At 67.4% G+C, this 21,470-nt stretch carries 24 protein-coding genes; 20 read left to right on the plus strand and 4 right to left on the minus strand.

Annotation, left to right across the window (positions count from 1 at the left end; translation table 11 throughout):
• The first annotated feature begins 28 nt into the window (after window positions 1–28).
• From folP to D472_RS0107000, 8 genes are all read left to right on the plus strand, one after another.
• Window positions 29–934: a dihydropteroate synthase gene (gene folP, locus D472_RS0106965; RefSeq protein WP_026117462.1), complete on the plus strand. Its 906-nt coding sequence runs from the start codon at window positions 29–31 to the stop codon at window positions 932–934.
• Window positions 931–1,377 (plus strand): nuclear transport factor 2 family protein, encoded by a 447-nt coding sequence (locus D472_RS0106970; protein ID WP_026117463.1) that lies wholly within the window; start codon window positions 931–933, stop codon window positions 1,375–1,377. The genes folP and D472_RS0106970 overlap by 4 nt, the downstream gene beginning before the upstream one ends.
• Complete coding sequence (gene folB / locus D472_RS0106975; RefSeq protein ID WP_017603778.1) at window positions 1,374–1,748, plus strand: dihydroneopterin aldolase; 375 nt, start codon at window positions 1,374–1,376, stop codon at window positions 1,746–1,748. The genes D472_RS0106970 and folB overlap by 4 nt, the downstream gene beginning before the upstream one ends.
• Window positions 1,745–2,281, plus strand: a complete 537-nt coding sequence (gene folK / locus D472_RS0106980; protein WP_033303336.1) for a 2-amino-4-hydroxy-6-hydroxymethyldihydropteridine diphosphokinase — start codon at window positions 1,745–1,747, stop codon at window positions 2,279–2,281. The genes folB and folK overlap by 4 nt, the downstream gene beginning before the upstream one ends.
• Window positions 2,281–2,775 (plus strand): DUF3180 family protein, encoded by a 495-nt coding sequence (locus tag D472_RS0106985; protein WP_017603780.1) that lies wholly within the window; start codon window positions 2,281–2,283, stop codon window positions 2,773–2,775. The genes folK and D472_RS0106985 overlap by 1 nt, the downstream gene beginning before the upstream one ends.
• Before the next feature lie 154 nt (window positions 2,776–2,929).
• Complete coding sequence (locus D472_RS0106990; RefSeq protein WP_026117464.1) at window positions 2,930–3,376, plus strand: PH domain-containing protein; 447 nt, start codon at window positions 2,930–2,932, stop codon at window positions 3,374–3,376.
• Between the two features lie 144 nt (window positions 3,377–3,520).
• A complete protein-coding gene (locus tag D472_RS0106995; RefSeq protein WP_026117465.1) occupies window positions 3,521–4,930 on the plus strand; it encodes a PH domain-containing protein in 1,410 nt (469 codons plus the stop codon).
• Between the two features lie 245 nt (window positions 4,931–5,175).
• Entirely contained in the window at window positions 5,176–5,415 is a 240-nt protein-coding gene (locus tag D472_RS0107000) for a chaplin family protein (RefSeq protein ID WP_017603783.1), read from the plus strand.
• 498 nt (window positions 5,416–5,913) lie between these two features.
• Here D472_RS0107000 and D472_RS0107005 read toward each other — a convergent pair whose 3' ends face one another.
• Window positions 5,914–6,153 (minus strand): DUF397 domain-containing protein, encoded by a 240-nt coding sequence (locus D472_RS0107005; RefSeq protein WP_017603784.1) that lies wholly within the window; start codon window positions 6,151–6,153, stop codon window positions 5,914–5,916.
• Window positions 6,150–7,010, minus strand: a complete 861-nt coding sequence (locus D472_RS0107010; RefSeq protein ID WP_017603785.1) for a helix-turn-helix domain-containing protein — start codon at window positions 7,008–7,010, stop codon at window positions 6,150–6,152. The genes D472_RS0107005 and D472_RS0107010 overlap by 4 nt, the downstream gene beginning before the upstream one ends.
• Window positions 7,011–7,243: 233 nt before the next feature.
• Between D472_RS0107010 and D472_RS0107015 the strand changes: the two genes are divergently transcribed.
• Window positions 7,244–7,666: an ATP-binding protein gene (locus tag D472_RS0107015; RefSeq protein ID WP_033303313.1), complete on the plus strand. Its 423-nt coding sequence runs from the start codon at window positions 7,244–7,246 to the stop codon at window positions 7,664–7,666.
• 123 nt (window positions 7,667–7,789) lie between these two features.
• The gene (locus D472_RS27960; RefSeq protein WP_017603787.1) at window positions 7,790–8,209 is read left to right on the plus strand and encodes a hypothetical protein; all 420 of its coding nucleotides are present in this window, start codon (window positions 7,790–7,792) and stop codon (window positions 8,207–8,209) included.
• A gap of 125 nt (window positions 8,210–8,334) precedes the next feature.
• Here D472_RS27960 and D472_RS26635 read toward each other — a convergent pair whose 3' ends face one another.
• A complete protein-coding gene (locus D472_RS26635; protein ID WP_051045962.1) occupies window positions 8,335–8,610 on the minus strand; it encodes a hypothetical protein in 276 nt (91 codons plus the stop codon).
• A 374-nt stretch (window positions 8,611–8,984) separates the two neighbouring features.
• Here D472_RS26635 and D472_RS0107030 point away from each other — a divergent pair, with 374 nt between their 5' ends.
• From D472_RS0107030 to D472_RS0107045, 4 genes are all read left to right on the plus strand, one after another.
• Complete coding sequence (locus D472_RS0107030) at window positions 8,985–9,869, plus strand: Rossmann-like and DUF2520 domain-containing protein (protein WP_017603789.1); 885 nt, start codon at window positions 8,985–8,987, stop codon at window positions 9,867–9,869.
• Window positions 9,870–9,944: 75 nt separating this feature from the next.
• Complete coding sequence (panC, locus tag D472_RS0107035) at window positions 9,945–10,823, plus strand: pantoate--beta-alanine ligase (RefSeq protein ID WP_017603790.1); 879 nt, start codon at window positions 9,945–9,947, stop codon at window positions 10,821–10,823.
• A gap of 47 nt (window positions 10,824–10,870) precedes the next feature.
• Window positions 10,871–13,462, plus strand: a complete 2,592-nt coding sequence (locus D472_RS0107040) for an L-aspartate oxidase (RefSeq protein WP_017603791.1) — start codon at window positions 10,871–10,873, stop codon at window positions 13,460–13,462.
• A gap of 64 nt (window positions 13,463–13,526) precedes the next feature.
• The gene (locus D472_RS0107045; RefSeq protein WP_026117466.1) at window positions 13,527–14,309 is read left to right on the plus strand and encodes a type III pantothenate kinase; all 783 of its coding nucleotides are present in this window, start codon (window positions 13,527–13,529) and stop codon (window positions 14,307–14,309) included.
• A 266-nt stretch (window positions 14,310–14,575) separates the two neighbouring features.
• Here D472_RS0107045 and D472_RS0107050 read toward each other — a convergent pair whose 3' ends face one another.
• Entirely contained in the window at window positions 14,576–14,791 is a 216-nt protein-coding gene (locus D472_RS0107050) for a type II toxin-antitoxin system VapB family antitoxin (RefSeq protein ID WP_017603793.1), read from the minus strand.
• A gap of 140 nt (window positions 14,792–14,931) precedes the next feature.
• Here D472_RS0107050 and D472_RS27965 point away from each other — a divergent pair, with 140 nt between their 5' ends.
• The 6 genes from D472_RS27965 (at window position 14,932) to D472_RS0107080 (ending at window position 21,253) form a co-directional block, all read left to right on the plus strand.
• The gene (locus D472_RS27965; RefSeq protein ID WP_017603794.1) at window positions 14,932–16,671 is read left to right on the plus strand and encodes a PQQ-binding-like beta-propeller repeat protein; all 1,740 of its coding nucleotides are present in this window, start codon (window positions 14,932–14,934) and stop codon (window positions 16,669–16,671) included.
• A 73-nt stretch (window positions 16,672–16,744) separates the two neighbouring features.
• Window positions 16,745–18,247: a bifunctional lysylphosphatidylglycerol synthetase/lysine--tRNA ligase LysX gene (gene lysX / locus D472_RS0107060; RefSeq protein WP_026117467.1), complete on the plus strand. Its 1,503-nt coding sequence runs from the start codon at window positions 16,745–16,747 to the stop codon at window positions 18,245–18,247.
• 706 nt (window positions 18,248–18,953) lie between these two features.
• Window positions 18,954–19,268 (plus strand): helix-turn-helix domain-containing protein, encoded by a 315-nt coding sequence (locus tag D472_RS0107065; protein WP_017603796.1) that lies wholly within the window; start codon window positions 18,954–18,956, stop codon window positions 19,266–19,268.
• 122 nt (window positions 19,269–19,390) lie between these two features.
• Window positions 19,391–19,969, plus strand: coding sequence for an amino-acid N-acetyltransferase (locus D472_RS0107070; RefSeq protein ID WP_017603797.1), 579 nt, complete (start codon window positions 19,391–19,393; stop codon window positions 19,967–19,969).
• 448 nt (window positions 19,970–20,417) lie between these two features.
• A complete protein-coding gene (locus tag D472_RS0107075) occupies window positions 20,418–20,699 on the plus strand; it encodes a hypothetical protein (protein ID WP_017603798.1) in 282 nt (93 codons plus the stop codon).
• A 215-nt stretch (window positions 20,700–20,914) separates the two neighbouring features.
• A complete protein-coding gene (locus D472_RS0107080) occupies window positions 20,915–21,253 on the plus strand; it encodes a histone-like nucleoid-structuring protein Lsr2 (RefSeq protein ID WP_017603799.1) in 339 nt (112 codons plus the stop codon).
• Window positions 21,254–21,470: the final 217 nt, after the last annotated feature.

A 21,470-nucleotide genomic window follows, 5' to 3' on the forward strand; every position in this document is an offset into this window, starting at 1 on the left:
CCCTCGTCGTACGCGTAGGGTGATTCGCATGGCGCCGAAACACACACTTCCCGGACTGCCCGACCGAGGGCGGTGCCTGGTCATGGGAGTCGTCAACGTCACCCCCGACTCCTTCTCCGACGGCGGGGCGTGGTTCGACCCCGAGCGCGCGATCGAGCACGGTCTGGGCCTGGTCGGGGAAGGCGCGGACATCATCGACGTGGGCGGTGAGTCCACCCGTCCCGGCGCCCAACGGGTGACGTCCACCGAAGAACTCCGTCGGGTCGAACCGGTCGTGCGCGAGCTCGCCTCACGAGGCGTCGCGGTCAGCGTCGACACCATGAGAGCCGAGGTCGCCGCCTGTGCGGTCGAGGCCGGAGCGGTCCTGGTCAATGACGTCAGCGGAGGGCTGGCCGACCCGGAGATGGCGCGACTGGTCGCATCTTCCGGTGTCGCCTACGTATTGATGCACTGGCGTGGGCATAGTCATGACATGCAGAGCCGTGCCGTGTACACGGATGTCGTCCAGGAGGTCCTCGATGAGCTCCGCGACCGTATGGAGGCCATGATCGATGCAGGTGTGGACCCCGGCCAGATCGTTCTGGACCCGGGACTGGGATTCTCCAAACGTCCCGACAAGGCCCATAACTGGGCGCTGTTGCAACACCTCGACCGGTTCCGTGAACTGGGCCGCCCGGTGCTGGTGGCGGGCTCCCGTAAACGTTTCCTGAGCCGCCTGCTCGGTGACGCCGAAGGCCAGGACCGCCCCTTCGTCGGCTGTGACGCGGCCACCGCCGCGGTGACCACGCTGGCAGCGGACCGGGGCGCCTGGGCGGTACGGGTCCACGACGTCCGTCCCAACGCCGACGCGGTGCGGGTGGCGGCGGCCTGGTCCGACGGTGGCGCACACCTGGACGAGGGACGCGCCGAGCCCATGGGCCGGGGTGGCCTGTGAAGTCGCGCCAAGAAGTCATGGAGAGCGTCGCCGAGGCCAACACGCAGTTCTACAGCGCCATCGAGAACGGTGACATCGACCTGATGCGCACCGTGTGGGCGGAGGAACACCAGGCCCCTGACCTGGTGTGCGTCAACCCCGGTTGGCCGCTGCTGCGCGGCCGCACCGAGATCATGCGCGCCTGGGCGCTGATCATGGCCAACGTCACCTACATCCAATACGTGCTCACCGAGACGCACATCGGAGTGGGAGGTGACATCGCCATGGTGACCTGTGAGGAGAACGTGCTGACCGCGGAGGACGGCAGTCCGGGATTCGTCGCCGGAGGACAAGTGGTCACCACCAACCTGTTCGTCGACACCGAGCAGGGGTGGCGGTTGTGGTCGCACCACGCCTCACCGGTCCTGATGGAGGAGGACGACGGTTCGGAGGTCGAGGAGTGACGCGGGACCGCATCACGCTTCGTGGTCTGCGTGCTCGGGGACACCATGGCGTGTTCGACTTCGAACGGCGACAGGGCCAGGACTTCGTGGTCGACGCCGTCCTGTACCTGAACACCGCGCCGGCCGCGGCCAGTGACGACGTCGGCGACACCGTGCACTACGGAGTGCTCGCCGATCGCCTGGTCGCGATCGTCGAAGGAGAGCCGGTCAACCTGATCGAGACGCTGGCCGAGCGCCTGGCCACCGAATGCATGACCGAACCACTGGTGGAAGGGGTGGAGTTGACCGTGCACAAGCCGTCGGCGCCCATCGAGCACGAGTTCGCGGACGTGGCGGTCACCGTCACGCGTGGGAAGCGGGGTGTGTGGTGACCCGCGCCGTGCTCGCCCTGGGCTCCAACCTCGGGGACCGTCGAGGCACCCTCCAAGGCGCCGTGGACGCGCTGTCGTCCGGTCCGGGGGCACCGACGCCGATCGCGCTCTCCCCGGTCTACGAGACCGCCCCGGTGGGCGGCCCGGAACAGGGCGCCTACCTCAACGCGGTCCTGATCGTGGACACCGCCGGTACGGCCTGGGAACTGCTCGAACGCGCCCAGGAGACGGAACGGGAGTTCGACCGGGTCCGGCGGGTTCGGTGGGGGCCGCGCACCCTGGACGTGGACGTGATCACCTTCGGTGCCGAAATCGCCGACGACCCCGACCTGACCCTTCCGCATCCCCGTGCTCACCTGCGGGCGTTCGTACTGCGTCCCTGGTTGGACGCCGACCCCGCGGCGGTCGTGCCCGGGCGGGCCCCGGTGGCGACCCTGCTCGCCGACGTCGAGGAGGCCGACACCTCGGGTGAGCAGAAGCTGAGTCGTCGGGATGATCTGCCCCTACGACTGCCCGAGGAGGCGGGGCGCTGATGTCCGGTGACGGCGGGGGCACGCTCACCCCGACCGGGTGGCGTGTCCCGTCGGCACTGGCCGCCCTCGCGGCCCTGGCGGGTCTGCTGTTCGCCGACTCCTTGTCCGGTCTGCCGGTCATCCCGTGGTCGGCGATCCCGACCCTGTTGCTGTTGGCCCTGGCCGAGGCCCATACGGCCGGCCGGACCGCGCGGCGTATCCGCCGAGAGCCGGGAACCGAACCCATCGAGCCGCTCAGCGCCGCCCGTCTGTTGGCCCTGGCCAAGGCCAGTGCCCTGTTCGCTTCATTGGCGATGGGTTTCTTCCTGGGCATGGCGTTGGCGATCACCGAACGGTTGGACCTTCCCACCCATCGCGAGGTGTTTTCGACCGCGCTCGGTACCGCCGTCGCGGCGGGGCTGCTCTTGGCCGCCGCCCTGTACCTGGAGAACGCCTGCCGGGTGCCCGGTGATGACGGTGACGAGAACGGTGACGACACGCCGGGAACCGCCTGAGGGGTGGTCAGGGCGGGCAAGGCTCGCTCGCTGATGGTTGACTGAGGCCGTGGAGACCAGTGAACCGCCATCCGAGACCGAAGCGGGAGCGTCCAGTGCGGTGCGTCCGCGGAACGAGGCCTTCAGCGCACCCGAAGGCAGGACCTGGCAGAGGATTCCGACGGCGTTGGCCTGGTATCGCCGTTTGGTGACCGGAGCCGGGTGCCTGGCCGTGGGAGCGGCGGGTGGTGTACTGCTGCTCATGTGGGGGCACCCCCTGTGGGCGGGGGCATGGCTACTCGCGGCCCTGGCCACAGCGGGCGTCCTGTGGTTCCTGGCGGGCCTGTTCCAGCGTTCCTGGGGCTACGTGGAGGCGTCCGCGGAGCTGTACATGTCCTACGGGGTGCTGGTCCGGCAGTTGGTGGTGGTCCCCTACGGTCGGATGCAGGTCGTGGACGTCACCGCGGACCTGCTCGAACAGGCGCTGGGGATCGCGACGGTGCGGGTGCGTACCGCGGCGAGCACCGCGGACACGCGCGTGGTCGGACTCCCCTTGGCCGATGCCGTCCAGTTGCGCGACCGGCTCGCGGAGCGCAGCGAGAGTTTCTCCACGGGGTTGTGAGTGCACGGATCATCTCAGCACGGGCCCGGGTGGGTGCCGCCGGGTGGTGGCGCACCATATCGGCCGCCCCATGGACAAGGTCCTGGCCACCCGGCTCCCCATCCACCGAATCAGGCTCCCCAGCAGTCGTTCCAGGGGCCGACGATGCTTCCACCACCGCCTGGTTGGGGGCCGCCTCCACCGCAGCCCTCGCCGGAGGACGACATCGCCACCGGGGTGTTCCGGGCGCATTGGATGATCGTTCCCTTGCGAGTCCTCGCGGTCACCCTGGTGTTCGTGGCGTTGGTGGGACCGATCCTGGTGATGTTCGGTTTCCTGTGGGTGCTGTTCGTGGCGCTGGCCGTGGTCTTCGGCGCGTTCGCCTACGCCCTGCCCTCCTGGTGGTTCGGCACCTTCGGGCTGCGTCGGGACCACCTCGTGGTGCACGGGGGGCTGTTCTTGCGCAGCTCGCGGGAGATTCCGCTGAGTCGCCTCCAAGCGGTGGACGTGGTCCAACCGTTGCTGATGCAGGTGTTCAAGATGGCGGAACTGCGGATCGAACTGGCGGGTGGGGACGGCAGCGCCATTCGGTTGCGATGCCTGCCCAGGAGGCTCGCCGAACGGATGCGGGTCGCGGTGTTGGCGCACGCGGCCGGGTTGCCGGGCCGTTCACCGGAGGCTTCGGAGTGGCCTTTCTACCGGCTTCCCTTCCCCCTGCTGCTGGGCGCACTGACCTTTCGAGTGCCGGTGTTGGTCTCCTTCATCCTGCTGTTGATGCTCCTCACCGCGTTCGTGGTCTTCCTGGAGCCGGGGGTCCTGGGGGCGGCCGTTCCGCTCGCGCTGGGACTGCTGCGTTACTACTGGGGCCCCTTGGTCCGGTACACGGACTTCTACGCGTCGTTGTCCTCTGACGGCCTGCGGCTGCGCTACGGCATGTTCCAGCGTCGCATGCAGACCGTCCCCCCAGGGCGGGTGCAGGCGGTTCGGATCGTGGAACCCCTGCTGTGGCGGGGCCTGGGCGTGGCACGGGTGGAGGCGACCGTGGCGGGGTACGCGGGAGCCCGGCAGGGGGATTCCGCCGACCTGTTGCCCGTGGCGCCGAGGAACAAGGCCTTCACGTTGGTGAACGAGGTGTTCCCGGGCAGTGAGGCCGCCATGGTGCCGCTGGTGACCAACCGGGAATGGTCGGCGAGTGCCGCGGGGGTGGACGAACGGTTGTTCGTGAGTGTGCGGGGCCTGTTCTGCCGGGTGACGGAGATCGTGCCGGTGGAGCGGATGCAGACGCTGCGCCTGTCCGCGGGGCCGATCGCCCGCCTCCGGGGCCGGGCCACGGTCGACGTGGACACGCCCCCGGGGCCGGTGTCGGCGCGCGCCGCCGACCGAGAGGCCGGGGAGGGACGACGGTTCCTGGACGCCTTGGTGGAGTACGGCAGGCGGGCACGGGTTCCCTCCGCGGGCACGGAACGGTGGGCGACTCGGGCGACCCTGCACGCGGACCCCGCTCGGCGTGAGGCGGCCACGGGGGAGAACACGGCGCAGGAGGCGACCCCTTCGGTGGACACCCCCGAGGAGTAAATGTGTCTTGCATCACACTGTGCGTCGAAAGTGTTCCCGGTTGTGTGGCTCAAGTCCGACATGTCTCATCACTGTGGGTGGTTTTTCCTGGCCAGGGCCGTGGAGGGTTTCAGAGTTTCGGTCACATTCGGCCACTGAGTATGGCTAAATAGTGACTGAACACGATGAGTGTTCGCTGTCGTACACATCGTCAATGACTTCGATCGTTCGGCACCCCCGTCGGACGGTTCTGACAGGAGAGATTCATGCTGAAGAAGGCCTTCGCCGCCACCGCCATCACCGCTGCCGCCGCCGGCGTCCTCTTCGCCGGGTCCCCGGCCATGGCCAACAGCAACGTGTTCACCTCCGGCAACGGCGGCATCCTGAGTGGTAACCAGATCGTCGCGGACCTCGACGCGCCGATCAACGTCTGCGGCAACGCCATCTCCATCCTGGGCGTCTCCGGTGCCAACTGCATCGACTCCGGTGCCACCGTGAAGAACTAGGGGAAACCTCCCAGGTCCGGTCTGACCGGACGGGGTGAGCGGTCGGAGACGTCCCGGCCGATCACCCTCGGTGACAGGCCCCGTGTCTTTTGACACCGAGCGCCATCCCGTGACGACGGGGTGGCGCTTTTCGTGGTGTGTCCGGTGCGGATGACCGGCCCGGCGTCACGGCATGGGATGGCGGGGGCGTGGCCGCGATGGAGGCGGGCGAAGAAGGTGGGCCGGAGACTCTCCAAGCTCCACATCGGTCACCAAGCGGTGCTGCCATGGCCGTTGGAGGAGAAGGTCACCGGACCCACCCCTACGCCCTTGGTCGAGCTTGACCGGGGCGAGAAGATGAAGTTCCACGTCGATCTTCTGGGGCGAATCGTGCCGGTGGGCCTGGAGACGGTGGACATCGTGGAAGGACCGCCCGAGTTGGAGGTCCTCGAGAACCAGTCGTGTGGGAGGTGCCTGCGGTGGGGGAGCGCCCACCGCAGGCGGGGCTCGGGCCGGGGGCTACCGCAGAGCGCTTCTGAGGAAGCCGGTCCACTCCAAGGCGGGGAAGGGGAAGTGCCCGGCGCCGGGGTGCTTCGAGTCACGAATGGCCGCGCCGCAGGGAAGCTCGGCGACCTCGACGCAGTTCTCACTGGCACCGCTGTAGGGACTCTTCCGGAAAGTGGCCGGAACCTGGGCTACCTCGACGCAGTTCTGGCCAGCGCCGCTGTAGCTGCTCTTGCGGAAGTCCAGATATGTCACAGTTCATCCTCTAGAGATGCGATTGCTTCTTCAATGAAGTTTATGCTCTGAGCCACTGTGAGCGCCGCGCTGTGGGCCTCTCGCCAGATGGCATCGAAGCGACGAATCTCGGCTTCCTCTTCCAAGAAGAGACCTGCTGTGGGGACCTCGGCGAAGCAAACGCTGGGGTCTGAGGGGTCAGCGAACTCCATGATTTGGAAGCCGCCGAGGTTCGCTGCGTGCATACCTGCTGAGAAAGGCAGGACATGCACGGAGATGTGTGGCCGTGCGGCCATGTGCGCGAGGTGCTGTAGTTGTTCCCGCATGACTTCGGTGGTACCTGCCGGGCGCCTTAGAGCGGCTTCGTCGATGATGGCCGCGTACTCGGGTGGGTACAGGCGGGCCAAGATGGACTGCCGTTCCATCCGTGCATCTACATGGCGTTGGATCTCGGCCTCGGCGTAGGCGTTCGTCCCGGTGAAGACCGCACGTGTGTACTCAGGAGTCTGGAGTAGACCGGGGACGACTTGGGCTTCGTAGGTGCGGATCAAGGAGGCTTCGACCTCGAAGGCGGGGAGCCCGCTTGTGCCGAAGAGTTCCTTGTACCTGTACCACCAGCCCTTTTCGTTGGACTCCCGGTACAGCTGATGGAACGCTTCGCGGGTCTCATTGCTGACCTGGTACAGGTCAGCGAGTGCATCAAGGTCCCGTGCGCGTGTACGTCGTGACTCGGCGTTCTCGATCTTGCTGAGAGTGGTTCGGGGGACCCCTGATCTCTTGGAGGCCTCTTCGAGGGTCAGTTCGTGTTGCTCCCTCAGATGCCGTAGTTCGAAGCCGAGTCGTCGTAGGCGGATGGTCGGGCTGTGTGGGCGTTGCATGGGACCAGCCTAATCAAAGATTGCCGGAAATCCCAGTTTTGGCTTTGCAGAGAAGGATTTCCAGAGTCACTATGAAGATGTAGCCAGTGACGGGTGGATCACTCAGGGTTCATCCGGTTCAGGTTATGCCTTGCCCGTTCCGCGTATCACGGCCTGCGTGAGACTCCTCCAACGGGCATCCGGCAACGATCCCCCGCCTCATGTGTGCAGCCATGTCAAGGAGTGTGTTCGTCATGCCCGAAACCGCCTTCGCACCCGTGGTGCCCATCCCGGTTCAGGGTGAGGCGCTGGTGCCGTCGGCCAGCTTCATCCGGCCCTTCCAGCGCCACTACTTCTCACGTTCGCCCGAGCGGCCCAACTACCGGGCGCGCAGCTACGACTTCCCCGGCGTCCCCGCCCTGATGCCCCTGACACGAGCGTTCCTGGACACCTGTGCGGCCACCGAAACCGATGACTACCGCTACCTGTTCACCCTGCTCGGTAGCGAACTGGCCAACAACGCCATCCGCCACAGCCTCTCCGGACGCGGCCTGGCCATGATCGACGCCTTGGCCACGGACTGGGGCGACAACGGCAACGCCGAGTACCGCACCGTGTGGCTGTACCTGGCCTACGACCTCGCGGAAAGCGACTGGAACACCGCCGCCCTCAACTGAGCTCCATGCTTCGCCATGTCGATGAGGGCATGAGACGGGCCCAGGAGAGCGCGCCAACGCTCTTCCGGGCCCTGAACCCCCGAACACCCGAACACGCTGAAATGCAAGGAAAACGAGGATCTGATGAACCACCCTATCCCCGCGCCGCGACGCCCCGTGGACACCCGCCCCGCACACCTGACCGGCACCATCCGCACTCCCGCGCCCCCACGCCCGGCTCCCCAGTCCGGCCCGGCCTGTGCGTCCTGTGCCCACCACGCCTGCCGCGCCCAGCGTGCCCGCACCCTGCCCCGCCTGGGCGGACACCGGGCCGAGTTCTCCCGCGAACACCACCAGGCCGCTCAGATCCAGGCCCGTCACCCGCACTTGCTCGTCTACTTCGGCGAGGCCACCCAGTCGTTCTGGATCGCCACCCCCTCCGGCCTGATCGAGGCCCGCGACGTGGACGAACTCCTCCTGAAACTGTGGCCGCACATCGACCGACCCGCACTACGACCTTGGGCTCGCGCCCTGGGCAGGCCCCGTATCCTCGCCCTGGTCTGACCGCGCCGCCCGTCACCACCGGTGGTGACGGGCGGGGCCGGCCCGGGCGGGGTGGACCGCGGACGATCACCGGCGAGCATGAGCCCGAAACCCCGTGGACCCCATGCTCCGGAAGGACTCGCGCTTCAGTCCTCAACCGTTGAAACGATCCCGTTCTCATCAGCCCAGGCCTGGAAGCCGCCGGGAAGGAAGGGAAGGTGGTGTTCGGTCTCGAGGAGGCGATCCGCCAAGCCGCTCACCATGGCCGTGGTGAGCAACCCGGCACGGATGGCATCGCACAGTAGACCGAGTGTTCCTTGGAAGTCGACACCGGCCCTCTTCGCCTGCTTCCGCGCCGCTCCGTCATCGATGATGGCTGTGGTGCCATGGACCTGGGCGTAGGCACAGGACCGAACACTCACCCACATTCCGATCCCCCGCGACGAGAAACCCAGCGAAATGAGCGAAGGAGCTTATTTCAGGCACTGAATCCAAAGTGTGTTTCTTCGTCCATTTCGCATCCAGGACCTGCTGAAGGTGAGGGTGGGTATGGGAGCCTTGGCGCAGCTCATGTGTGACGGTGCCGGCGCGAACGTCCTCGTGCGAGGACGGACACCCCTGGTATCGGTCGAAGCAGCCGTCGATGGGCGAGGCCACCCCCGCTCGGTGTTCCCGCTCACCACTGCCCCTCCAGCAGGGGCGGAGCGGTGGGTCACCATGGGGGGAGGACTATCGTGTGCTCAGACCACGGTGTGGGGCGAACGCACCCACCGGACCAGGAGGGAACACGGAGCACATGGAGACGACACAGGGGCGCCCCGCCCGTCTGCGGGTCGGCGTCATCGGGCCCGGACGTGTCGGTTCCGTCCTAGGCGCCGCTCTGGCCCGGGCCGGACACAAGGTCGTCGCGGCCAGCGCGGTCTCCGAAGCGTCGGTGGCCCGCGTCGAGGAGCGCCTGCCCACCGCACGTGTCCTGGAACCGGCCCGTGTGGTCGAGGCGAGCGACCTGGTCCTGCTCACCGTTCCCGACGACGCCCTCCCCGACCTGGTGGAAGGGCTGGCCGGAACCGGCGTGGACCTGCGCGGCAAGATCCTCCTGCACGCGAGCGGAGCCCACGGCTACGGAATCCTGGCTCCCGCCACCATCGCCGGAGCCCTGCCGCTGGCCCTGCACCCGGCCATGACCTTCACCGGTCGTGACGAGGACGTCGATCGGCTCGTCAATTGCGCCTTCGGGGTCACCGCCCCCGACCAGCTCCGTCCCATCGCCGAAGCCCTGGTGGTCGAGATGGGGGCCGAACCGGTCTGGATCGCCGAGGACAAGCGCACCCTCTACCACGCCGCTCTCGCCGGAGGCGCCAACCACCTGGTCACGCTCGTGGCCGACAGCGCATCCCTGCTCTCGGCCGCCGGAGTCCCCGAACCCGGCCGTATGCTGGCCCCCATGCTCAGCGCCGCCCTGGACAACGCCCTGCGACTGGGCATCCACGGGCTCAGCGGGCCGGTTCTGCGCGGTGACGCCACGACCGTGGCCGGCCACATCGAACAACTGCGGGAGAACGCCCCCGAAAGCGTGGCCAGTTACGTGGAACTGGCCCGGCTCACCGCGGATCGGGCCATCAACGCGGGCCTGCTCAAACCCGAGGACGCCGCGCGTCTGCTCGACGTTCTACGCCGCTGAACCTCCAAGCCGAACGCGACTTCGCCCGCGCACGCGTCCCACGCGATCAGCGCGCATCATCATGGGAGAAACCCGATGACCGACTCCACCACGCGGCCGTCCGCCGGCGACGAGCCCCTCATCGTTCGCACTCCGGACGAATTGCGCCGGGCCCTGGAGGGTCGAGCCGACGTGGGCCTGGTCCCCACCATGGGCGCCCTGCACGGCGGCCACCGAACCCTCATGCGTCTGGCGCGTGAGAAGGCCGAGACCGTGGTGGTCAGCGTCTTCGTCAATCCTCTCCAATTCGGTCCGAACGAGGACCTGGACCGCTACCCGCGCGACCTGCCCGCCGACGTCCAGGTGTGCGCCGAGGAAGGCGTCGACGTGGTCTTCGCCCCCGAAGTGGAGACGATGTACCCCACCGAGCAGATGATCACCGTCGACGCCGGACCCATGGGCGAACGCCTGGAGGGAGCCTCCCGCCCCGGGCACTTCACCGGTGTCCTCACCGTGGTCACCAAACTCTTCCAATTGGTCCGCCCCGACCTCGCCGTCTTCGGAGAAAAGGACGCCCAACAGATCGCCCTGGTCCGACGCATGGTCCTCGACCTGAACCTGCCGGTGCGGATCGTCGGAGCGCCCACTCTGCGCGACGCGGACGGTCTGGCCTCCTCCAGCCGCAACATCTATCTCGACCAGGCCCAGCGTGGCAGCGCCCTGGCGCTCTCCCGGGCCCTGCGGGCCGGGGCCGACGCCGCCGATGACGGGGCCGACGCCGTCCGAGAAGCCGCCCGGGGCGTCCTCGACGAGGCGGCCGAGGCCACCCCGCCGGTCGAACTCGACTACCTCGCCCTGGTGGACCCGGCCACCTTCGAGGAAGCCTCCCCCCACCACCGGGGTGCGGCCGTGTTGGCCGTCGCCGCCCGTGTGGGCGCCACCCGACTCATCGACAACGTGTCGGTGACCCTCTAGTGCCCGCACCCGGACCACACCTTCGGCAACGCGCGAAAGAGATCCAGATGAACGCCGGCCGACAGACCCGACTCACGGCTCCCGAGCCCGGATGGACCGTCCACGCCGACGTCGTGGTCGTCGGTTCGGGTATCGCGGGCCTGAGCGCCGCGCTGCGTTACGTCCAGCGCACCGACGCGGGACGGGTCGTGCTGGTCACCAAGGACCGCCTGTCCACCGGCTCCACCGCCTACGCCCAAGGCGGCATCGCCGCGGCCATGGCCCCCGAGGACGGGCCCGTCGCCCACATGGTCGACACCCATCTGGCCGGAGCCGGCCTGTGCGACCCCCACGCGGTCAACGTGCTGGCCACCGATGGTCCCGACGCGCTGCGTTGGCTCATCGACCTGGGCGCCGAGTTCGACCGGGACGACGACGGCGGACTCTCCCTCACCCGCGAGGGTGGGCACCGCACCGACAGGGTCGCCCACGCCGGTGGGGACGCCACCGGAGCCGAGATCCAACGGGCCCTCGTGCACGCGGTCCGAGCCCAGGAGCGCATCGAGGTCATCGAGCACGCACTGGCCCTGGACGCGCTCCGCGACCCGGACACCGGTCGGGTCCGCGGGATCACCCTGCACGTCATGGGCGAAGGTGAACGCGATGGGGTGGGCGCCGTCCTGGCTTCCGCCGTCGTCCTGGCCACCGGTGGCATGGGACAGGTGTTCGCGGCCACCACCAACCCACCGGTGTCCACCGGAGACGGTCTGGCCCTGGCGGCCCGGGCCGGAGCCCGCCTGCGCGACCTGGAATTCATCCAGTTCCACCCCACCGTCCTGTGGCTCGGGCCGAACGCGCGTGGCCGCCAGCCCCTCGTCTCGGAGGCCCTGCGCGGCGAGGGTGCCTACCTCGTCGACGCCCAGGGCCATCGGATCATGGAGGGGGTGCACGAACTCGCCGACCTCGCCCCCCGTGACGTGGTCGCCCGCACCATCGCCCGGGTCATGGCCGAACAGGGCACCGACCACGTGTACCTGGAGACCCGTCACTTCGGTCAGGACCTCTGGGAACGGCGCTTCCCCACCATCCTGGCCTCCTGTCGGGCCCACGGCATCGACCCCCTGGACCGACCCATCCCCGTCGCGCCCGCGGCCCACTACGCCTCCGGTGGGGTAGAGGTCGACATCGACGGCCGTACCGGCGTCCCCGGGCTGTGGGCCGTGGGCGAGGTCGCTCGCACCGGTGTACACGGGGCCAACCGCCTGGCCTCCAATTCCCTGCTGGAAGGCCTGGTCTACGCGGATCGGATCGCCGCCCGCCTGGCGGACGAACCCGGGCCCGCCCCGACCACCGGCGTGACGATCGGCTCCTCGCTCCCACTCGCCGACCCCGCCATCGGATCCCGGATCCGCGCCCTGATGTCCCGGCACGCCGGAGTCCTGCGCACCGGGGAAGGGCTGCGCACCCTAGTCGACGAACTGGAGGCGCAGAGCACCGAGCTCGGCGACACGCCCCCCGACACCGCGGCCTGGGAAACCACCAACCTGCTCACCGTGGCCCGGCTCGTGGCCGCCGCCGCCCGTCACCGCACCGAGAGCCGCGGGTCCCACCAGCGCGCGGACGCTCCTCGGCCTCGACCCGAACTACGTCTGCGGCCCGTGATCGTCCAACTGGAAGGGAACACCATCGTGACCACCGACGACCGGCGTCAGCCCTCGCTTCCGCCCGCCCTCGAAGCCGAACTCGACACCATCACCCTGCCTCTGGCCGAACCGGACCCGGCACCCGAGGCACGCGCCGAGTTCACCCTGCCCTGGAGGGCTCCGCACCAGTCCCACGTGGACACCGTACTGCGTGCCCTGGCCGAGGACCTCACCGCCGGCCCCCGCATCGACGTCACGACCGTGGCGACCATCCCCGCCGACCAGGTCCGCACCGCCCACGTGGTGGCACGCGCCGACGGTGTCGTCAGCGGACTACCCCTGGCGGAACTGGTGTTCTGGCTGGTCACCGAGGGGGCACTGGAGGTGGTCAGGACGGCTCGGGACGGTGAGGCACTCAAGCGCGGCGACGTGCTCATGAAGGTGACCGCCCGGACCCGTGACCTGCTCACCGCGGAACGCACCGCCCTCAACCTGCTCACCCACATGTCCGGGATCGCCACCGCCACCCGAACCTGGGTGGACGCGGTGGCCGGGACCGATGCCCGTATTCGGGACAGCCGAAAGACCACTCCGGGCCTGCGCGCCTTGGACAAGTACGCGGTGCGTTGCGGGGGTGGGGTCAACCACCGTTACTGCCTCAGCGACGCCGGTCTGATCAAGGACAACCACGTTCTTGCGGCCGGCGGAGTGGGCGAGGCGGTCCGTGCCATCCGCGAGCGCTTCCCCGATCTTCCGCTGGAGGTCGAGGTGGATCGGATCGACCAGATCGAGGATGCCCTGGCAGCGGGGGCCGAGGAGATCCTGCTCGACAACTTCTCCGTGGCGCGACTGACCGAGGCGGTCGCCCTGGTCGACGGCCGTGCCCGCCTGGAGGCCAGTGGTGGCCTCACCCTCGACGTGGCCGCCGACGTGGCCGCGACGGGGGTCGACTACCTGGCGGTCGGTGCCCTGACCCACTCCAGCCCGGCCCTGGATATCGCACTCGACCTGGCCTGAATCGCCCGCGTGGTGGAAGATTCCTTGGGTACCCACCGCTTCGACCATGGATGAGGCCCTCAGAATGCTGCTCGCGATCGACGTCGGTAACTCCGAAACGGTGCTCGGGCTTTTCGACTCCGGTGATCTCCTCGAACAATGGAGGGTGGGGACCGACACCAGACGTACCGCCGACGAGTGGGCGGTGGTGCTGCGCGGCCTCATCGACGGGAGCTCCCTCGGTGACCTCGGCGAGGTCGACGGCATCGCCATGTGCTGCTCGGTGCCCTCCGTCCAACACGAGATGCGGGACATGTTCCGTCGCCACTTCGGGGACCTGCCCGCGGTGATCGTCGAACCGGGGGTGAAGACGGGTGTGCCGATCCGGATGGACAACCCCAAGGAGGTGGGCAGCGACCGGATCATCAACGCGCTGGCCGCCAGCCACATCTACGGTGGCCCCAGCGTGGTGGTGGACTTCGGGACCGCGACCACCTTCGACGCGGTGAGCGCCAAGGGCGAGTACGTGGGGGGCGCCATCGCCCCGGGCATCGACATCTCCGTGGACGCGCTGTCCCGACGCGGCGCCCAGTTGCACATGGTGGAGATCGTCAAACCGCGCGCGGCCATCGCCAAGAACACCACCGAGGCGCTGCGTTCGGGGATCGTCTTCGGGTTCGCGGGCCAGGTCGACGGGATCGTGGACCGGATGGTCGCCGAACTCACCGACAATCCCGACGAGGTCACGGTGGTGGCCACCGGTGGCCTGGCCACGACGGTGATCGATGAGTGCGAGACGGTCGACGTGCACGAACCCTGGCTCACCCTGACCGGTCTGCGTCTGGTCTTCGAACGCAACGTCGGCTGAGTCCACCGGTGGGCACCTGTGCCCACCGGTTCGGCTTTGATCGTGCCGCTGAACGCGCAGCCGTGGGTAGACCTCGGCGAGGTGGTCGAAATCGCGGTCGCAGTGCACCAGTACCGAGTCGGTCCGCAAGGCCACCGCCGCGATGGGTTCCGTCGTGGCCGGCGGAGCGTCCGCCAGGATGAGCTCACGGATGAACTCGTGGGTCTTCGACCCGGCCTGACACAGATATTCGACCCAGGTGGAACCGTCGATGAGGTAGATCTTCCTCATTCTTCGATCTCCTCGAACCCTGATCGGCGCATCTGGTCGAGGTCGCCCTCCCAGCCCATGCCCTCCAGCCCGAGAAGGAAGTCCTTCGTGAGAGGAGAACCCACGGCACGGCGTAGTGCGATATCGATGGCTTCTCTCTTGGTGCGTACTTGGAAGTGCTCCATGGCGTGGGCGATCAGTTCGTCATCGATGTCAACATCGGTGCGACCCATACACCTGGGCTCCACATTGGCCGGTCGGGCGCAGGAGGTTTTCGAGCAAGGGTGTGACCGAAGCGCGACCGGGGCGGAATCGGGCCGTCTGCTCGGGGTGCGACGCTGAAGGTGCAAGCCCCTCCCGACGAAGGACCTCCATGGCATTCCCCGGTGCCTTCGACCCCGATGCCTTCAACCGCGATGTCGTCGGTCATGCCGCCCCCCGCCCCTTCGAAGACACCTCGGCCACGGCCCCCTTCGCGTGGATGGGGTTCCTACTCAGCGCCTCCGGTCTTTTTCTGATGGTGGTAGGCCTGATTCGAGGGACACACGTTTTCGTCTCGCTCGTGCCGCTGTGCGCCTTCGCGTCCCTGCTCTTGCTCTGCGCGAAGGGTCGAGGCCGGGTGTTGATTCGGGTGGTGGCGATGTTCACGGTCATGTTCGCCCTGCTCCGGGTGGGGAACGGGACCGAACATTTCCTGCTCCCCGCATCCAGCGACTTCGGCCCGCACCTGGAACGAGCCGGCGCCTGGCTCCTGTTGGCCGGCGGAGCCGCCCTCGTCCTGACCGGCTCACCGGCGCGTGCGGGACGCGGGCTTCGGTGGGTGTCCGTTCCGATGCTGCTGGTGGTGGGACTGCCGGTGGCCGTGGTGCCACTGATGTTCGTGCCGAACATCGAACACACGGTCGCGAACGAGGCACCGCCGGTGTGGGACGGACGGCCCGCGACGACGCTGAGCGAACACGTGTGGTCCTGGAGCCCGGCGAGAGGCGGACGGATCGTGTCCGTGGTGCCCACCCCGAGCGTCGGGTTGGTACTGCTCACCGACGGGGCCGTCGGGCTGGATCCCCTCACCGGGCAGGAGGTGTGGAGCTACCGGAATCCGGCGATGCGCGCGGATGACCACGGTTACACGTCCTCCTGGGTCGACCCGTCAGGGGAACGTGTGCACTTGGCCTTCGGCCTGGACCGACGCCATGACGGCCGGGTCGTGTTGGACACGGCCACCGGGGAGGCGGTCCAGGTGGAGTACTTCCGAGTGTGGAAACGGGCCTTCGAAGAGGACCCGAAGCACCGGGTGCGTACGGACACCGGCAGCCTTCGCCCTGGAGACGGTGAGGTGCGCCACGACAGTCGGGACGCGGAACACGCTTGGGAGTACTCGGTGGAGGAGCGCTGCCACCCCGGCCGAGGGGACCGTTGGCCCGATCACGCCGAGCCGGTGGGGGAGACGGTTGTGGTGACGCTGGTCTGCGGCTATGAAGGGGGACCTCCCAGGGACCTGGATCGAGTGGACCTCGACGGCCGGATCGTGGCGTTGGACCTGGGTACCGGGCGGGAAATATGGCGGGTGCGAACGGCCCACGTGCAATCGGATGAGGAGCACGGCCTTCTCGGCCCGAGGGACGTGCGGGTCTCGGCGGACGGGAGCGCCGTCTACACACCGGAAGGCGACGTGGTGGTCGCCTTGGCCACGGGCGAGGTCCTGCACGATGATTCCGAGCCCTTTTGGGGGGAGGACGGGTTCGCGGGCGTGAGCGCGGACTCGTTCACCGTGAAGGTTCGTGAGGGGGACTCCGTTCGATTCGTGGAACGGGATTGGTCCGGCGAGGAACCGCGCGCCACCGGTGCAGGGGAGATCGACGAGGATCGACCGGCCTCGGGTGCCCTCGTCCTGGATCGGGCCGTGGTCCGGATACTCTCCGGCGGGCCCGGCTGGGAGTTGGTGGTCCACCCCTGGGGCGACTCCGCCGCGAGGTTGATCCCCATGGTGGGGGAGCCCTTCGCGAGTAGTCGGACGAGTGGGACGGAAGCGCGCTTGGTCCCCGTCCACGGGACCGTGTTCGTCCACATCGATGACGAGGGTCAGAGCCGGTTCGTACTGGGATTGCGTTGAACCTCCCACCTTGTCCGCATCCGTGCGCGGAGGCCGGTCGGTGAGGGTGTCCGACGCCGGTAGGATCGGGGCCGTGAATGACGCGCACGACGACACCTACGACGACCTGCCCGAACAGATGCGGGTCCGGCGGCAGAAGCTGGACCGTCTCCGTGAAGAGGGCATCGACCCCTTCCCCGTGAACTTTCCGCGGACCACGTCGATCGGTCCTGTGCGCGACAAACACCAGGGACTGGAGCCCGACACCCACACCGGAGACGAGGTCGGCGTCGCCGGTCGCGTCATGCTCTACCGCACCGGTGGCAAGCTGTGCTTCGCCACGTTGCGCGACGAGACCGGGGACATGCAGATCATGTTGTCCCTGGACCAGGTCGGCAAGGAGAGCCTGGACGCCTGGAAGGCCGACGTCGACCTCGGTGACCACGTGGGTGTGGAGGGCCAGGTCATCACCTCCCGTCGTGGTGAACTGTCCATCCTGGTGAGCTCCTGGACGCTGACGGCCAAGTGCCTGCGCCCGCTCCCGGAGAAGCACAAGGGCCTCACCGACCCCGAGGCCCGAGTGCGTCAGCGCTACGTGGACCTCATCGTCAACCCCGAATCGCAGCAGATGGTGCGCCGTCGTTCGGCCGCCATCCGGGCGATCCGAGAAGGGCTGAGCTCCCGCGACTTCATCGAGGTCGAGACCCCGATGCTGATGCGGGTGCACGGTGGTGCCACGGCACGGCCGTTCACCACCCACATCAACGCCTACGACATGGACCTCTACCTGCGCATCGCCCCGGAACTGTCGCTCAAGCGACTGGTCGTGGGCGGTCTGGAGAAGGTCTTCGAGATCAACCGGAACTTCCGGAACGAGGGCGCGGACTCCACGCACAACCCCGAGTTCACGATGCTGGAGTTCTACCAGGCGTACGCGGACTACGACGTGATGGCCGACCTCACGCGCGACCTGATCCAGGAAGCGGCTCGCGCGGTGTTCGGCTCCACCACGATCGAGCGTGACGGTCAGACCTTCGACCTGGGTGGGGAGTGGCCGCGCGTCACCCTCTACGGTCTGGTCTCCGAGGCCCTGGGCAGCCAGATCACCTCGCGTACCCCGCTCGATGAGGTCCGTCGGGCCGCCGAGGCCAAGGGCGTGGAGTTCGACCACGCCTGGGGCCAGGGCAAGCTCGTGGAGCACGTCTTCGAGGAGCTGGTGGAGCACACCCTCATCCAGCCCACGTTCGTGTGCGACTTCCCGGTCGAGACCAGCCCGCTGACCCGCCAACACCGTGAGGACCCCCTGCTCACCGAGAAGTGGGACCTGATCGGCTTCGGGATGGAGCTCGGTACGGGTTACTCGGAGTTGGTCGACCCGGTCGAACAGCGCCGCCGCCTCACAGAGCAGTCCTTGATGGCGGCCGAGGGTGACCTGGAGGCCATGCAACTGGACGAGGACTTCTTGAGGGCCCTGGAGTACGGCATGCCTCCGACCGGTGGGGTGGGGGTCGGTATCGACCGTCTACTCATGGCGTTCACAGGGAAGAACATTCGGGAAACCGTCCTTTTCCCGATCGTGAAGCCGTCCGGGGAGTAGCTGGAAACCGATTGACTCCGCCTTTGGGCTGAATAGGCGCACAGGGAATCCAGATACGGGATGACCGAAAGATGAGGCGAGGGCCGTCGCGGCACGAACGCGACGGCCCTCCTTTGTCTCTCGTCACCTGCGATGATGTGGACTCCATCACGCACCTTCGCTTGCCATTCGGTCATACGGAACAAACTTCCGAGTAGCTCGGGGTGGCCTTGGGGACAGAGTGGAGTTTTTCCATCGCGGTTCGAGTTGCTTCGGTGATGTGTTGAGGAAGATGGTTTACGCAGGTCAAAGCAGGGAGGCTATTTGTCCTTCCATTGCTTTGTTCCGCTGGGCTCTTGGATTGTCACTCTTTGTGATTTATCGGGTCTTGACGGTGTCATCGGAGCCGCCTAGCGTGCTGAGAGCGGACTTCGGTCCGCATGTTTGCCGAAGTGGATCGAGAACGACGGTGAGCAAGGGGTGCGGGTCGGAGAACGGCTCGCGTCCATCAGCACACGCGCTCTGGTGTGATCTGTCCGTCCCAGATCACGACGTCCCGGGTGCCGTGTGTCTCGTGCTCCCCACCACCTCCGACTCCTGTGCCAGAGGGGTTCGTGGAGGCCGGTCGGGGATGACGCGGGGCTCATCCCGCGCCGACAGCCGGTCGAGCGTGCCCTTCGGTGGATCGAGTCGATGTTCCGCACTCACATGGATGAGGGAGGACGGAGTGGAACAGGCCACACTCGTACGACGCGCTGTTGAGGACCAGGGGCTCACACGAGCGCCCAGGGAGAACGTGGTCCCCCTACAGACCCGACGGGAGCACACGCCCAGCGGGGTCTACACCCCGGTCGATCTGGGGCATGAGGATCTGGAGTTGCTCGCCGAGATCGCCACCGGCGTCACCACCGAGGTGGCTGCGCGGCACCTCGAACTCAGCGCCCGGACCCTACGTCGTCGCATTCGCAACATCTGCGACGTACTCGGCGTGAACACGCCCATCGAAGCGGTGGTGTGGGCCGCCAGGCGCCAGCTCATCTGAGCTGAACCCACCCGGGGGACCGGGTGAGATCACGGGCATACCGGCCCAGCGCGGCACGTGCCCCGGCCACCGGACGCAGAGCGTTCCGGGTCGAGGCCGGGAAGGCGTAGTCTGGTCCGGCTATGCCCGTTCGTCATGTCCGGGTACGTCGGGCACGTACCCCCGACGTCACCCACATCCGCCGCCTCGTCGACACCTACTCCGTCGATCGCAGAGTGCTCTCCAAGAGCACGGTCAACCTCTACGAGGACATCCAGGAGTTCTGGGTGGCCGAGGCGCGGAACGCTCCTGAGGCGCCTGGGGAGCACCCGGCCGGTGGGGACGGTCCCTCCGTGGTCGGCTGTGGCGCCCTGCACGTTCTCTGGGAGGACCTGGCCGAGGTTCGCACGGTCGCGGTGGACCCCTCCCTGCGCGGTTTCGGCGTCGGTCACCGAATCGTGACGGCCTTGTTGGACACGGCCCGCGAGTTGGGTGTACGGCGTGTGTTCTGCCTGACGTTCGAGACCGGTTTCTTCGCCCGACACGGCTTTGTGCCGATCCAGGGAACGCCGGTCTCCTTCCGGGTCTATGAGGAACTCCTGCGTTCCTATGACGAGGGTGTGGCCGAATTCCTGGACTTGGAGCGGGTCAAACCCAACACACTCGGGAACACTCGGATGCTTGTGCATCTCGACGACGAGTCCACCGGTACCTCGCGGTAAAGGCTTTGGGTCGCGGATAGGGCCCACTTCCCATACACCCCAACGCTTCCGGGCCTCAGTGCCGGAGACGATGAGTGCTTAAGCGCACCGGATGGTATGAGGGTGGAAGAGGGCGGGTAATGTGTACCTGTGTCCGTGGGGTCACCGGTTCGCTTGAGTATCGATCGGATGACGGAACGCCCACGATTTCCGGATCCACTGAGTGCGATCCTCACCGCCTTGCGGCCGCGACCCGATGCGAGGGTGGAACGGCGATCGGACATTGGTCGTCTACGTACTTTGCCGAGGACTCTTGGGGGCCTGCGGTGTCAAACCGGGGGCAAACGATGTCTATGATGTCTGGTATACGTTTGCCTGACCGGCCGGCGTGCCATCCCCCCGGAGTGACTCGACCCTGAGTCGGGTATTTGCTGCGATAAGTAACAACCAGGAAGGGTGGGCCGCTTCGATGGGCGATTTTTTGTCATCGGTGCTTCCTCCTGGCCTGATCGACGTATTGTCCGCGCTCATCCCGCCGGCGGTCGTCGCTACCGTGTTCTGTGCCTTCGTCATCCAGCTTCTCCGTAAGGAGATGGCTCCGAGGCGTATGGACGGAAGCCTGGTCGGCGAGGACGAGAGCGGCGATGACAGCGCTGCTGACAAGGGCGCGGCCGAGGTCGATGAGGCCAAGGCGACGAGCAGGACGCCGATTGCCCAGGACGAGGAACGTACTGAATCCGACGGTCGTTAGATACCGTGCCGGTGCGAACCGGACGCGGAGTCGCCGGCCGTTGGGGATGTGTGTGCGCGGGTCGACTCGCCACCCCTCACGGCTCGGGTGACTCAAAATCCCGTCGTGCCCGAAGCCGACGATTCTGACGCGCCGGGAATTGTCTTTCGCGTTCTCGCGAGATAGCTTTATATTCAGGTGCTACAGACACCGCCTCTTCCGAAAGGTTTGATTCCATGGCACAGAAGGTCCAGGTTTTCCTGATCGATGACATCGACGGTGGCGAGGCCGAGGAGACGGTGACGTTCGGTCTTGACGGATCGACGTACGAAATCGACCTCAGCGCGGATAATGCCGCCAAGCTTCGTGAGGCCCTTACTCCGTTCGTTGAGGCTTCTCGCAAGGCTCCGGTGAAGCAGGCTCGTGGCGGCGCCCGGCGTGGAAGCCGGAATGCTCCCAGCCGTGAGCGAAGCGCCGAGATTCGCGCTTGGGCGAAGGCCGCCGGGAAGCCCGTCAATGAGCGTGGTCGTATCCCCGCCGCCATCGTCGCCGAATATGAGGCCGTCAAGGGCTGAGTTCGACGCCTAAGGGAGTCGCCGTAATGTTGTCTGGTCTTGCTCGAATTTCGCCCTGATCCTCGTCCACGTTCCGCCCGAACATCCGGCAGGGCTCGTCCTGAGCCGGACGAGTCGGTGACACACCGGATGCGGGGGACGACAGGACGGGCGAGTTCGACGCCATGACCGTAGGAAGAGCCAAACCGGTGCGGAGACCGTTCGTTGGAGGACACCC

It is taken from the genome of Nocardiopsis alkaliphila YIM 80379, from assembly GCF_000341005.1.
Lineage (GTDB): Bacteria > Actinomycetota > Actinomycetes > Streptosporangiales > Streptosporangiaceae > Nocardiopsis > Nocardiopsis alkaliphila.

Excerpts from the sequence above, each read along its gene's own strand:
- D472_RS27965 (WP_017603794.1), top strand. The coding sequence starts at position 14,932 with ATGGCATTCCCCGGTGCCTTCGACCCCGATGCCTTCAACCGCGATGTC.
- D472_RS0107050 (WP_017603793.1), bottom strand. The coding sequence starts at position 14,791 with ATGGGTCGCACCGATGTTGACATCGATGACGAACTGATCGCCCACGCC.
- D472_RS0106985 (WP_017603780.1), top strand. The coding sequence starts at position 2,281 with ATGTCCGGTGACGGCGGGGGCACGCTCACCCCGACCGGGTGGCGTGTC.
- D472_RS0107075 (WP_017603798.1), top strand. The coding sequence starts at position 20,418 with ATGGGCGATTTTTTGTCATCGGTGCTTCCTCCTGGCCTGATCGACGTA.
- panC (WP_017603790.1), top strand. The coding sequence starts at position 9,945 with ATGACCGACTCCACCACGCGGCCGTCCGCCGGCGACGAGCCCCTCATC.
- D472_RS27960 (WP_017603787.1), top strand. The coding sequence starts at position 7,790 with ATGAACCACCCTATCCCCGCGCCGCGACGCCCCGTGGACACCCGCCCC.
- D472_RS0107040 (WP_017603791.1), top strand. The coding sequence starts at position 10,871 with ATGAACGCCGGCCGACAGACCCGACTCACGGCTCCCGAGCCCGGATGG.
- D472_RS0106995 (WP_026117465.1), top strand. The coding sequence starts at position 3,521 with ATGCTTCCACCACCGCCTGGTTGGGGGCCGCCTCCACCGCAGCCCTCG.
- folP (WP_026117462.1), top strand. The coding sequence starts at position 29 with ATGGCGCCGAAACACACACTTCCCGGACTGCCCGACCGAGGGCGGTGC.
- D472_RS0107010 (WP_017603785.1), bottom strand. The coding sequence starts at position 7,010 with ATGCAACGCCCACACAGCCCGACCATCCGCCTACGACGACTCGGCTTC.
- D472_RS0107070 (WP_017603797.1), top strand. The coding sequence starts at position 19,391 with ATGCCCGTTCGTCATGTCCGGGTACGTCGGGCACGTACCCCCGACGTC.
- D472_RS0107080 (WP_017603799.1), top strand. The coding sequence starts at position 20,915 with ATGGCACAGAAGGTCCAGGTTTTCCTGATCGATGACATCGACGGTGGC.
- D472_RS0107000 (WP_017603783.1), top strand. The coding sequence starts at position 5,176 with ATGCTGAAGAAGGCCTTCGCCGCCACCGCCATCACCGCTGCCGCCGCC.
- D472_RS0107045 (WP_026117466.1), top strand. The coding sequence starts at position 13,527 with ATGCTGCTCGCGATCGACGTCGGTAACTCCGAAACGGTGCTCGGGCTT.
- D472_RS0107015 (WP_033303313.1), top strand. The coding sequence starts at position 7,244 with ATGCCCGAAACCGCCTTCGCACCCGTGGTGCCCATCCCGGTTCAGGGT.
- D472_RS0107030 (WP_017603789.1), top strand. The coding sequence starts at position 8,985 with ATGGAGACGACACAGGGGCGCCCCGCCCGTCTGCGGGTCGGCGTCATC.